Source organism: Sporichthya brevicatena, from assembly GCF_039525035.1.
GTDB classification, from domain to species: Bacteria; Actinomycetota; Actinomycetes; order Sporichthyales; family Sporichthyaceae; genus Sporichthya; species Sporichthya brevicatena.
Genome location: NZ_BAAAHE010000008.1, coordinates 107,239 through 118,567, shown reverse-complemented (window position 1 = coordinate 118,567; position 11,329 = coordinate 107,239). Strand labels below are relative to the sequence as shown.

General features: G+C 71.6%; 14 protein-coding genes. 5 read left to right on the top strand and 9 right to left on the bottom strand.

Translation table 11 applies throughout. The features are described 5' to 3' along the window. Nucleotides 1–27 precede the first annotated feature (27 nt). The 3 genes from ABD401_RS05780 to ABD401_RS05770 all read right to left on the bottom strand — a co-directional run bounded on the left by ABD401_RS05780 (nucleotide 28) and on the right by ABD401_RS05770 (nucleotide 3,823). Nucleotides 28–1,383 (bottom strand): hypothetical protein, encoded by a 1,356-nt coding sequence (locus ABD401_RS05780; protein WP_344602551.1) that lies wholly within the window; start codon nucleotides 1,381–1,383, stop codon nucleotides 28–30. 62 nt (nucleotides 1,384–1,445) lie between these two features. Further along, nucleotides 1,446–3,056 carry an ABC1 kinase family protein gene (locus tag ABD401_RS05775; protein ID WP_344602549.1) on the bottom strand — a complete coding sequence of 537 codons (1,611 nt, stop codon included), beginning with the start codon at nucleotides 3,054–3,056 and terminating at the stop codon, nucleotides 1,446–1,448. Beyond that, on the bottom strand, nucleotides 3,053–3,823 hold the full coding sequence (locus ABD401_RS05770; protein ID WP_344602547.1) for a TetR family transcriptional regulator: 771 nt from the start codon (nucleotides 3,821–3,823) through the stop codon (nucleotides 3,053–3,055). The genes ABD401_RS05775 and ABD401_RS05770 overlap by 4 nt, the downstream gene beginning before the upstream one ends. Nucleotides 3,824–4,067: 244 nt before the next feature. On the opposite strand from ABD401_RS05770, the gene ABD401_RS05765 reads away from it, so the two are divergent. Beyond that, nucleotides 4,068–4,547, top strand: a complete 480-nt coding sequence (locus ABD401_RS05765) for a hypothetical protein (protein ID WP_344602545.1) — start codon at nucleotides 4,068–4,070, stop codon at nucleotides 4,545–4,547. Nucleotides 4,548–4,753: 206 nt separating this feature from the next. Beyond that, nucleotides 4,754–5,497 (top strand): hypothetical protein, encoded by a 744-nt coding sequence (locus ABD401_RS05760; RefSeq protein WP_344602543.1) that lies wholly within the window; start codon nucleotides 4,754–4,756, stop codon nucleotides 5,495–5,497. 16 nt (nucleotides 5,498–5,513) lie between these two features. On the opposite strand, the gene ABD401_RS05755 is transcribed toward ABD401_RS05760, so the two are convergent. After that, a complete protein-coding gene (locus ABD401_RS05755; protein ID WP_344602541.1) occupies nucleotides 5,514–7,364 on the bottom strand; it encodes an AMP-dependent synthetase/ligase in 1,851 nt (616 codons plus the stop codon). A 62-nt stretch (nucleotides 7,365–7,426) separates the two neighbouring features. Between ABD401_RS05755 and ABD401_RS05750 the strand changes: the two genes are divergently transcribed. The 3 genes from ABD401_RS05750 to ABD401_RS05740 are packed head-to-tail and all read left to right on the top strand — an operon-like array spanning nucleotide 7,427 to nucleotide 8,524. Beyond that, the gene (locus ABD401_RS05750) at nucleotides 7,427–7,846 is read left to right on the top strand and encodes a phage holin family protein (RefSeq protein WP_344602539.1); all 420 of its coding nucleotides are present in this window, start codon (nucleotides 7,427–7,429) and stop codon (nucleotides 7,844–7,846) included. Then, nucleotides 7,843–8,223 carry a DUF3618 domain-containing protein gene (locus ABD401_RS05745; RefSeq protein WP_344602537.1) on the top strand — a complete coding sequence of 127 codons (381 nt, stop codon included), beginning with the start codon at nucleotides 7,843–7,845 and terminating at the stop codon, nucleotides 8,221–8,223. The genes ABD401_RS05750 and ABD401_RS05745 overlap by 4 nt, the downstream gene beginning before the upstream one ends. Before the next feature lie 10 nt (nucleotides 8,224–8,233). Further along, nucleotides 8,234–8,524, top strand: a complete 291-nt coding sequence (locus tag ABD401_RS05740; protein WP_344602535.1) for a DUF4235 domain-containing protein — start codon at nucleotides 8,234–8,236, stop codon at nucleotides 8,522–8,524. A gap of 172 nt (nucleotides 8,525–8,696) precedes the next feature. On the opposite strand, the gene ABD401_RS05735 is transcribed toward ABD401_RS05740, so the two are convergent. From ABD401_RS05735 to lspA, 5 genes are all read right to left on the bottom strand, one after another. Next, the gene (locus tag ABD401_RS05735) at nucleotides 8,697–9,149 is read right to left on the bottom strand and encodes a PRC-barrel domain-containing protein (RefSeq protein WP_344602533.1); all 453 of its coding nucleotides are present in this window, start codon (nucleotides 9,147–9,149) and stop codon (nucleotides 8,697–8,699) included. Then, nucleotides 9,136–9,627 carry a PRC-barrel domain-containing protein gene (locus ABD401_RS05730; RefSeq protein ID WP_344602531.1) on the bottom strand — a complete coding sequence of 164 codons (492 nt, stop codon included), beginning with the start codon at nucleotides 9,625–9,627 and terminating at the stop codon, nucleotides 9,136–9,138. The genes ABD401_RS05735 and ABD401_RS05730 overlap by 14 nt, the downstream gene beginning before the upstream one ends. Then, on the bottom strand, nucleotides 9,624–9,782 hold the full coding sequence (locus ABD401_RS05725) for a hypothetical protein (protein ID WP_344602529.1): 159 nt from the start codon (nucleotides 9,780–9,782) through the stop codon (nucleotides 9,624–9,626). The genes ABD401_RS05730 and ABD401_RS05725 overlap by 4 nt, the downstream gene beginning before the upstream one ends. Nucleotides 9,783–9,848: 66 nt before the next feature. After that, nucleotides 9,849–10,811: an aldo/keto reductase gene (locus tag ABD401_RS05720; RefSeq protein WP_344602528.1), complete on the bottom strand. Its 963-nt coding sequence runs from the start codon at nucleotides 10,809–10,811 to the stop codon at nucleotides 9,849–9,851. After that, entirely contained in the window at nucleotides 10,808–11,326 is a 519-nt protein-coding gene (lspA, locus tag ABD401_RS05715) for a signal peptidase II (RefSeq protein WP_344602527.1), read from the bottom strand. The genes ABD401_RS05720 and lspA overlap by 4 nt, the downstream gene beginning before the upstream one ends. Nucleotides 11,327–11,329 lie beyond the last annotated feature (3 nt).

Below are 11,329 nucleotides of genomic sequence, written 5' to 3'. Positions count from 1 at the left end.
ACTGACGACCCGTCAGACGACGAGCCGTCAGCTCAATCTGGCTCGCAGTCGGTCGGCGGCGGCGAGCAGCACCACCAGCGCGAGGATCAGCCCGGCGGCGAGTCCCCCGCGTTCGGAGACGCAGCTGCCACCGTCGGCGTGGGTGGAGCGGCACGCGATCGAGAGCGGGCTCGCCTCACCGACGGTGGGGACAAGGTTGGCGCCGCCCGCGACCGTCGGCACCGCGCCCGGCGCGAGCGGGCCCGGGAGGGGCGCGGCGCCGAGGTCCGGCGGGACGACCCCGGGCGCGACACCGGTCGGGTCGAGCAGGCCACCGAGGCCGTCGCCGGTGCCGAAGGGGTTGTCGTAGACCGTCGCGTCGGTGCCGGCGCGGGCACCACCGAGGTCGATGTCGATGCCGCCGTTGTCGCCCATGGCGATCAGGGCGAGGTCGGCGACGAGGTAGCCGAAGCCGATCGCCTTGGCGAAGCCGCAGTCCGGCGAGGCCTGCAGCGGCTTGACCAGGTCGAGCAGCTGGGTGCGCAGCGGCTGCACGGCCTCCAGGGCCGGGCCGAGGACCGCGCGCATCTCCGGCGTCGTCGAGATCGTCAGCCGCAGCGGGCTGACGGAGACGAGGGTGTCGGTCTTCGAGACCGCCGGTGCGTTCAGCGAGAGGCCGAGCGGCTGAAGGACCTGGTTCGCGGCGTCGAGCGCCGTCTTCAGCTCGTTCGCGCCCTCGGTCGGGTAGTACTGCCCGGCGACGCGGATCGAGCCGACGCGGAACGACGCGGAGGAGTCACTCTTCGCGCCCGTGAGGTGCGAGGCCGTCCACTCCAGCCCCTGCAGGACGACGGCGCCGTCGGCGAGGCTGAGCCGGCTCAGCCCGCTGCTGGCGGTCGCGGCGCGCTGGACGTTCGGTTTGAGCTCCGAGGTGGCCGTGGAGACGCCACCGGCGGCGGTCAGGATGCCGGTCAGGTCGATCCGGGTGCCCTCGACGGTGGCGTCGGCCTTGGCGTTCGGCTTCGCGGCGCTGTACTGGCTGCCGAGCTCGATCGGGGTGCCGGCGCCGACGGAGGCCGTGCGCAGCTCGGCGGGGCCACCGCCGGAGGACACCGCGACGCCCTCGGGCATCGAACCCTCGGGGAACAGCGTCCCCGGCGCCATGCCGCAGGCGATCGGTGCCTTGGAGAGCGTCCCGAGCATGCCGGTGTCGACGCTCTCGGCCGAGGCGTTGCCCTGCGGGCCGGCGAACCGAGTACGAGTCTGACCGAAGCCCACGCCGACCCCGAGGCCGGACGACCGGATCGTCACCCGGGCCAGGCTCGCGGAGGCGGCGCCGGTGCCGGGCACGAAGGCCTCCTTCGCCGCGACGGGGGCGGCGAAGGCAGCGGACAGCGGAACCACAGCTGCCCCCGACAGGACGACTGCGGAAACGAGGGCCGGCACTGAAAGCGGCTGTCGACGCATCAGGATTCCACCGCCGCCTCTCTGGACTCGGCCGCCGGCGGGGCGGCTGGTCTGATCAGAGCACCCATCATGATGGTTGTCAGCTCAACTGGGTATTTCCCGGTCATATGGGCCAGCAAAGCTTCGAGTTCGGCCAGCATGTTGGCCTCGGGCGCGAGCGCCGCGGCGAATCCCTGCAGGTAGAGCATGTTGCGACTGAACAAGGCGAGTTCCTTGGGCGTCTGGAACCCGATCTTCATCAGGGACCCGATCATCGCCTTCATCTGACGCGTGATCAGCGTCAGATCGAGCTGGCTGAACGACGCGTCGGTGAACTCGGTCATCAGCGACTGGTACTTCTCGACCTCGGCGACCGCGGCCTCGATGTCCGCCCCGTCCGGCAGCGCGCCCATCTCGACCGCCGCCATCACCTGACCGCGCGAGTCCTGCTGCATCGAGGCGACGAGCATCCGCACGAGCAGCGCACGTTCCCGAGAGTCAATGCGACCGCACACTCCGTAGTCGACGAGCGAGATCGTTCCGTTCTCGGTGATGAGGACGTTCCCGGAGTGCAGGTCGCCGTGGAAGACGCCGTAGATCAACGCGTGCTCCAGGACGCCGGCCGCGGCCAGGCGGAGCAGCTTCGCCCCGTCGATCGCGTCGCCGTAGCGCTCGCGGGCCGCGGTGTAGGGCACGCCGTCGACGCGCTCCATGACGAGGACGTCGGAGGTGATCAGGCCGGGGATCGGACGCGGCACCCGGACGAAGCCCGTGCCCGCGGCCTCCCCGGCGGCGGCCACGTGGATCATGTTCAGCGCCTCGAGGCGGAAGTCGAGCTCGCCCAGGACCAGCTCCGCCGACAGCGGCAGGATCTCCTTGGCGTTGGTCATCCGCGCGGACTTGCTGACCTTCGTCGTGACCGCGGCGAGGACGGCCATCACCCGGAAGTCGGCGCCGAAGCGGCGCCGCAGGCCCGGCCGCTGCACCTTGACGACGACCTCGGTGCCGTCGAGCAGCACGGCGTCGTGGACCTGCGCGATCGACGCGGCGGCGCGGGGCTCCGGGCTGAACGAGGCGAACACCTCCCTCAGCGGGCGGCCCAGGCCGGCCTCGACCGCCTTCTCGGCCTCGCCCGCCGGCAACGGCGGGACCTCGTCGCGGCACCAGGCGAAGGCGGCGACCCACTCGTCGGGCAGCAGGCCCTGCGCGGTCGCGATGCCCTGCCCGACCTTCACGTACGCCGGCCCGCCGGCGTGGACGAGCTGCTGCGCCCGGCGGACGCCGGCGGACGGCCGGCCGCTCGGCTGCTCTCCCCTCCCCCCGGTAGGCGTTCGCAGCACCCGGCGGCGGACCACCGAGCCGGCCTCCCCGAGGGCGCCGAGGAGCGCGAACCAGCAGAACCGCACGAAGGTGACGACGACCGCGACCAGCGTCGCCGGCGTCAGGCGGGGGCCGGCCAGTGACCGGGCCTGCGCGCGGACGCGCGGCGCGACGACGTCGGCGTGGCGGCGCAGCAGCGCCAGCTCCTCGACCAGGCCGTCCCGGCCGCGGATCCACTCGGAATCCACGGCCAGGACGTCCAGGTCCGGCAGGGGCGGCGGGCCACCGGCCGCCGGGTTTCCGCGGCTCATGCGTCCCGCCCTTCTCCGCCACCTGCCGGTCGATCGAGGCTCTCCATGACTTCCCGGCCGGCGTCGACCATCGCGGGGATCGCCCCCAGGAGCGTCACCATGTCGATCTTCTCCACACCCGAGGACGCGAGCCCGCCCCAGACGAACTTGGCCAGGTAGTTCACGAAGTCCTGCCGGCTCATCGAGCGGCGGTTCAGCCACCAGTCGGTCGCCGCCAGGGCGAAGCCGACGGTTCCGAAGGCCCAGGGCTCGGCGCCGCCGGAGTCGACGCCGGCCGCGCGCAGCACCGAACCGATCATCTTCGACAGGTGCGCGCCGGCCTCGGTGGCCATCGGCAGCTCGGAGAGCCCGCCCGCGGGCAGGTCCCCGGCCACGCGGATCACCCAGCCGTAGATCTGGGGCTCACGCTCGACGAAGGAGACGAAGACGTCGAAGACCTTCGCCAGCAGTTCCTCGGGCTCGCCGCCGGACATCACGGCGAGCAATGCGTCGGCGGCGACGGTCTCGGTCAGCTTGCCGACGACGGCGGCCGTCAGGCCCAGGCGGTCGGTGAAGTGGTCGTAGAGAACAGGCTTGCTCATGCCGGCACCGGCGGCGAGCTCGGCGAGCGTCGCGTCCGGCCCGATGCGCCGAATCGCGCCGATGATGCCCTCGAGGTACTCCTCGCGGCGGACCGAGCGGCCGGCGGTCGAGCCGACCGGGCGGCCGGGGCGCCGGCGCGGGGGCGCGGCGGGGTCCGGGGTCTGCGTCGAGTTCCCGGTCGCCACGTTCCCTCCGCCCTCGTTTCCACTGTTCGGCGGCGTTCGCTGGACCCGACGCCGCCCGTCGCTGCACAATAACCCGATGCTGAGTAGGTTTATAGCCCTCCCGGGCCAGATTTTGCGGGGACAGTGCCAGCTAGCTGGCCTGTTGGCGATGGTCCCGCTCTGGACGGCCGAGCGCGTAATCCGACTCGCCGTAGCGGACGGCCCGTCCGGGCCGGCCGTCCCGCGCCGTAGACCCGGAGGAGAAATGGGCCACGAGTTCCTTTCCGAGGACTGGATCACCGAGGTCAAGGCCGTTCGCGACGAGTATGCGTCGCAACTGCCGGACGTCGGAGTCCCGGCGCTCAAGGTTAATGTCCTGATCACGGGGGCTCCCGAGACCGTTGCGCCGGACGGGGTCGTCCACGCGCACGCCGACACCGGCGGCCCGACCCTGGCCCTGGACACCGGCTCGCTCGCCGACCCGGACCTCACGGTCACCATCGACTACAACACCGCGTACGACCTGCTCGTCGAGCAGAAACCGAACGCCGCGATCGGCGCCTTCCTCTCCGGCCGCATCCGCCTGACCGGCGACATCGAGCGCCTCGCCTCCCAGACCGGCTTCGACCCGAGCTCGATCCCGGGCCTGCTCGCCAACTTCGGGATCACCGGCAGCTCCACCCTCGCCGACGTCGACCCCCTCGCCGCCGAGATCGGCGGCAAGATCCGGGCGCTCACCGCCTGAGTTCCCGCCGGGCTCTCCGGCCTGTTCCGCCGCCATTCGGGTAGTTCTTCCGACGGGCGGAAGGAGGCCGATTCCCATGGCCGCTCGGACGAGGCGGAAATCAGCCTTTCGGTCGGCATGTCGCTTCCGCCCTGACAAGGGATCCGACCGGGACGTACAAACGTCAGACGGGGGACGGACAGTTCGGGGCTTTTCGGGGGCGACAGATGGACCAGGCGACTGAGCTGCGGCGTGCCTACGCCACGCTCGGCATCAGCGAGAACGCGACGCTGGAGGAGGCCCGCGCGGCCTACTCGACCTGGTCGATGCTGCTCTCCGACCTCGCCGTCGTCGGCGACAGCTCCGGGGAGGCCGACGCCGAGGGCGCCGCGCGCACCTCCGAGCAGAGCGCACAGTCCCACGTCTCGTCCACATTCGCGCGCCACGAGCTCGACCTCGCCTGGTACGCCATCGAGCAGGCCCACATCGACGGGGCCCTGTTCGTCCGCCGCGCGCGGGGTTGCAGCGAGTGCGGCCGCACGCCGGCCGTCCGCATCACGTTGCACACCGTGCAGAGCGCCTGCTTCCGCGCCCGCCGCACCAGCACGTCCAGCCTGGTCTGCCGCGACTGCGGTCTGCAAGCCGTCGCCGACGCCCAGCGCACCAACCGCCGCGACGGCTGGTGGAACACGCTCGGCCCGATCTGGACGATGCAGGCGATCACCCGCAACGCGGGCGAGCGACGCTTCCTCCGTCGGGTCGACGCTCCGCCGCGCCGCCCGGCCCCGGGACCCCGCGTCTCGGAGGAGGACCTCTACGCGCCCCGCCCCCGTCGCCGCAGCGTCCGGATCCTCGGCTGGATCACCGGCCTCGCCGCGATCAGCCTGACCGTCGGCATGGCCGTTCCCGTCGCCACCGGCGACCACGAGCCGCCGCCCCCGGCCACCTCGTCCGCGGACCCCGCGAAGTAGCGGTCGGTCGGTCGGATCAGACCGACTGGATCGAGCCCGCGTAGAACTTGTCGAGGACGTCGGCGTACTTGGACTCGACGGTCTTGCGCCGGACCTTCATGCTCGCGGTCAGTTCCCCGGTCTCGACGGTGAAGTCGGTCGGGAGGATCGCGAAGTCCTTGATCGTCGAGTAGCTCGGCAGCGACGAGTTCACCTCGTCGATCGCCTTGCGCACCTCGGCCCGGACGGTCTCGTTGGTCGCCCACGCAGCCGCGTCGGCACCGAGCCCGTTGGCCTCGGCCCAGGGCTTGGTGACGTCGGGGTCGAGCGTCACCAACGCGACGCAGAAGTTGCGGCGGTCGCCGTGGACGACGACGTTGCCGACGTATGGGCACGTCGCCTTGATCGAGCTCTCGATCGGCGCCGGGGCGACGTACTTGCCGCCCGAGGTCTTGATCAGTTCCTTCTTGCGGTCGGTGATGCGCAGCCGCCCGACCTCGTCGAGCTCGCCGATGTCGCCGGTCGCGAGCCAGCCGCCGTCGAGCAGCGTGGCCGCGGTCTCGTCGGGCAGTCCGTGGTAGCCGCGCATGATGCCGCGGCTGCGGAAGAGCACCTCGCCGTCCTCGGCGATCTTCACCTCGGTGCCGGGCAGCGGCGGGCCGACCGTGCCGAACTTCGCCGCCCCGGGTCGGTTCACGAAGCTCGCGGCCGAGGACTCGGTGAGGCCGTAGCCCTCGAGGATCGTCATGCCGGCGGCGTCGAAGAACTCGGCGATCTCGGCCGACAGCGGCGCGGAGCCGGAGATGAAGTAGCGGATCCGGCCACCGAAGCGACCGCGGATCTTCGAAAGGACCAAGCGGTCCGCGACCTGCAACTGAATCTGCGTCAGAAGTGACGGGGACTTGCCGGCCTGTCGGGCCTTCGTCGCCTCCAGCCCGACCCCGCGGGCCCACCCGAACAGGTGTGCCTTGATCCCGCCCTCGCCGCGGACCGTGGCGACGATCGTGTTGTGGATCTTCTCGAACACCCGCGGCGCCGCGGCGACGACCGTCGGGCGGAGCTCGCCGAGGTTGGCCGCGATCCGGTCCACGCTGCCGTCGACGGCCGTCGGGGCCCCGGCCGCGATCATCATGACCACGAGCGCCTTGCCGAACGAGTGCGACATCGGCAGCCACAGGAAGTGCAGGTCGTCGGGCCGCACGATCGCGACGGCCATCACGGCCTCGGCGACGTAGACCCAGTTGTCGTGGGTCAGCTCGACGCCCTTGGGCCGGCCGGTCGTGCCGGAGGTGTACATCAGCGTCGCGAGGCGGTCGCCGGTGATGGCGGCGACACGCTCGGCGTAGGCCGCCGGGTCCGCCTCGGGGCGCTTCGCGCCGTCCGCCTCCAGATCCGCGAACGAGTGGACCCAGTCGCCGTCCCCGGCACCGTCCATGACGACGACCGCACGCACCGAAGGGATCTGGTCCCGCACCGAGCGCAGCTTGGCCACCTGCTCGTCGTTCTCCGCGATCACGATCCGGGTGTCGGAGTCGCTGATGACGAAGGCGCACTCGCCCGCGGTGTTCGACGGGTAGATCGTCGTCGTCGCGCCGCCGGCGGCGAGGATCGCGAGATCGCCGAGGATCCACTCCACCCGCGTGCTGGACAGGATCGCGACGCGGGTCTCGGACTCGACGCCGAGACCGATCAGCCCGGCGGCGAGCGCGCGGACCCGGTCCTGGGCCTGCGCCCAGGTGAGGTCGGCCCAGCCGCTGCCGCTGCGGAAGCTGAAGGCCGTGGCATTCGGCGTCCGGGTGACGCGGTCGACGAGCAGCCCCGGGATCGAGGCAGCGGTGGCGTGGTCGGCGGTGGAACCGGCGGTGGCGGACAAGGGCGGGCCCTTCACGCGGGGAGTGTTCTGGTGATCACTCTAGGCGTGCTGCCCGGACAGAGGGGTAGGCGCAACTCATGACGCAGATGAGCACCCACCGCCGTTCGGACCCGGCGGACATGTCGATGGGCGAGCTGGTCTCGTCCCTGTCCGAGCAGACGTCCCGCCTGGTTCGGGACGAGATCAAGCTGGCGACCAAGGAGCTGCAGGCCAAGGGCAAGCACGCCGGCCTCGGCGCCGGCATGTTCGGTGGCGCGGGGGTGGTGGCGCTCTACGGCGTCGGCGCCCTGGTGGCCGCCGCCATCGGTGGCCTCGCGCTGGCGATGGACGTGTGGGCGGCGGCGCTGATCGTCGCGGCCGTCCTGTTCGCCGTGGCCGCCGTTCTCGGCCTCACGGGCAAGAAGCAGGTCAAGCAGGCGGTCCCGCCTGCGCCCGAGCAGGCCATGGCCGGCGTGAAGTCCGACATCGAGACCGTGAAGGAGCACGCCCGCCGATGACCACCTCCGAGAACGCCCAGGGCACGGCCGAGGAGTCGGCCGAGCCGCAGACCATCGACGAGATCGAGGCCGAGATCGAGGCGACCCGGGAGGAGCTCGGGGCGACCGTCGACGAGCTCTCACACCGGCTCGACGTGAAGGGCCGCGCGCAGGACAAGGTCTCCGACATCAAGGTCGCCGCCTCCGAGAAGGCCGGCGACGTCAAGACCGTCGTGACGGAGAAGACCTCCGTCCTCGGCGAGCAGGTCAAGCACACCGCGACCGACGTGACCGAGAAGGTCAAGCCCCTGGCCCAGCGCCGCGAGGTGCAGGCCGCCGCGGCCGGCGCGCTGCTGCTCGGCGTCGGCGCCGCCGTCGTCTCGCACCGTCGGAAGTGAGGGACCGTCCATGAAGCTGCTCTACAAGCCCCTGGCGATCGCCCTCGGCATCGCCGCCGGCTCGATCGCCGGCAAGATCGTCACCAAGGTCTGGACGAAGGTGGACGACAACGACGTCCCCCCGGAGCCGGACCTGAAGGAAGCGTCGTGGGCCGTCGTGCTCGCCGGCGCCGCCCTGCAGGGCGTCGTCTACTCCGTCGTGAAGGCGGCGGTGAAGCGCGGCGGCGCCCAGGGCATGGAGAAGGTGACCGGCACCTGGCCCGGCAAGACCGCCGACGACCTCGAGACCGCCGCCGCCTGACCCAGGCCACCTACCCGGCTCAGTTCAATAAAGGGTGACACCCCTTACTGCGCAGTAAGGGGTGTCACCCTTTTTTGACATGCCACGGGCCGGACGACCGCCACAAGGGGTGACACCCTTTCTGGCGCCAGAAAGGGTGTCACCCCTTGTGGGGGGTCAGGCCGGGGTCGGGTCAGGCCGGGGTCATGCCCTGCAGTTCGCCGAAGACGAGGGCGTAGGAGCCGAGGCCGAGGAGCTTGTCCGCGGGGAGTTCGTAGACCTCGGTGAGGACGGCGCGGAGGGCGCCGGTCTCCGGGTCGAAGTCGACGTCGTCGACGACGCCGAGGCCGTTACCGGTCTCCTCGATCGCGGGCTTGCCGATCGGGTCGAGGTCAGGGTCGGCCCGGCGTTCCTCGGCGCTGTCCGCGGGGGTGCGCAGGACGTCGGCGTCGGCGACGGTGACGGCGTCGGGGCCGAAGGACTCGAGGCGGTCCCACGGCAGGACGTTCGCGTCGCCGTCGGTCTCCAACCGGACGCCGACGATCCGCGCCGCCTCGGCCTCGATGAGGAAACCGGCGACGTGGCCGAGTGTGGTGGCGGTGGACGTCGCGACGACGGGGCGAAGCCGGGCCTCAGTGATCCGCATTGCCCCTCCCGGGGACGACGAGGCGCTCGCCGGACACCGCGACGGCGTCGTCGAGCGGGACGGTGACGGTGTGGCCGTCGTCGGACTTCACCTCGTAGCCGACGACCTTCGGCGGCCGGTGCGAGGGATCGAGCAGGACGTCGGTGACCTCACCGAGGTCGGCGCCCTCCTCGGTGAGGACACGGTCGGCGAGGACGTTGTTGCCCCGGCGCTCGGCGGCGTCGACCACGTCGTCCACCGGGACGAGCACGTGCGCCCCGGCGACCACGACGGCGGCGTCTCCGATGCCGTGGACGGCCGCGATAGGCAGCGCGTCGCCGCGGGTCCGGCCGAAGAAGCCGGGGTTGTTGAGCGTGAAGCCCAGCAGCTCCCCGGACGAGCGGTCGAAGACGACGTCCTTGATCTCCGCGAGGCGGTCACCGCCGAGGGAGACCAGCGGCTGACCGGACAGGTCGCCGGCGTGCAGGTAGGCCGTCATCGGGCACCGCCCGGGTTCCGGCCGCGCGAGCGGCCGCCCGAGCGGTCGACCCCGAGCACGCCACCGGCGCGTGAGCGCCGATGGTGGACGGCGAAGGCCGCAGCACCGGCCGCGATCACCAACAGAACGAGGAGAACCAGCGTCAGCGTGGTCACCGTGACACCTCCGGCGAACGGGACTTTGGCTCGCCCCTACCCGCGCGGATCGCGCTCACGCGCCGGTCAGTAGCGGTCTCCCACGGGCGGCGGCAGGTCGTCGAGACGCTTGCGGTCGTCCTCGGAGAGCACGAGCGTCGCGGCGCCCGCGTTCTCCGCCACCCGGGCCGGTCGCCGGGTGCCCGGGATCGGCACGATCGCCGGGGAGACCGTCAGCGTCCACGCGATCGCGACCTGGGCCGGTGTCGCACCGAGACCCTCGGCGACGGCGCGGATGCCGTCGACGATCTGCTGGTTCGCCGCGCGCGCCTCGGCGGTGAACCGGGGGTTCCGGGCACGGAAGTCCTTGGCCTCGAACTGGGTGTTCGCGTCGACGGCGCCGGTCAGATAGCCGCGGCCCAGCGGCGCGAACGGGATGAAGCTCGCGCCGTTCGCCTCGCACCACGGGATCACGTCGGCCAGGCGGTCCCGCGTCCAGAGCGAGAACTCCGACTGCACCGACGCGACGGGGTGGATCGCGTGCGCCCGGGCGCACTCGTCGACGCTCGTCTCGGACAGGCCGAGATGCCGCACGAGACCGCGCTCGACGAGTTCGGCCATCGCACCCCACGTCTCCTCGATCGGGACCTCGGGGTCGACGCGGTGCAGCTGGAACAGGTCGACGTGGTCGACGCCGAGCCGGCGCAGCGAGTCCTCGCACGACGAGCGGACCGAGTCGGGCCGCCCGTCCTTGACGAACTCGTAGGTCTGCGGGTCGACGAGCAGGCCGACCTTGGTCGCGAGGACGGTCTCGTCGCGCCGTCCCGCGATCGCGCGGCCGACCAGTTCCTCGTTGTGGAACGGCCCGTACGCCGGGGCGGTGTCGATGAGGGTGACGCCGGCGTCGAGGGCGGTGGAGATCGCCGCGATCGCGGTGTCGTCGTCCTTCTGGGTCGGGTCGTAGGCCCACGACATGCTCATGCAGCCGAGGCCGACGGCCCCGACGTCGAGGCCGGTGGAGCCGAGCGGTCGGGTGGGAATCTTCGTCATGAGGGGTTCCTGCCCTCGAGGGGGATGTTCCGTAACACCAACAGGAAGACGATCGCGCCCGCGATGCAGAACGCGGTGTCGGCCAGGTTGAACACCGGCCAGTTCTTCAGGTGCAGGAAGTCGACGACGTGACCCCGCATGAAGCCCGGTGAGCGGAACAGTCGGTCCGTCAGATTGCCGAGCGCACCGCCGAGAACGAGCCCGAACACGACCGCCCACCAGGTGCTGCCCAGCCGGCCCGCGGTGCGCAGGACGACACCGACGACCACCAGCGAGAGCAGCGTGAAGACGATCGTCATGCTGACGCCGATGCCGAACGCGGCGCCGGGGTTGCGGGTCAGCTCCAACTGGAACAGGTCGCCGACGATCTTGATCGACTCGTCGGGGTCACCGAGGCGCTTGACTGCCCAGATCTTGGTGAGCAGGTCCGCGGCGTAGACCAGGACGGCCGTCACGCCCACGATGAGCAGGTTGCGTCGCCGGACCTCGAGGGGTGGGCGGTAGATCTCCGACATCCG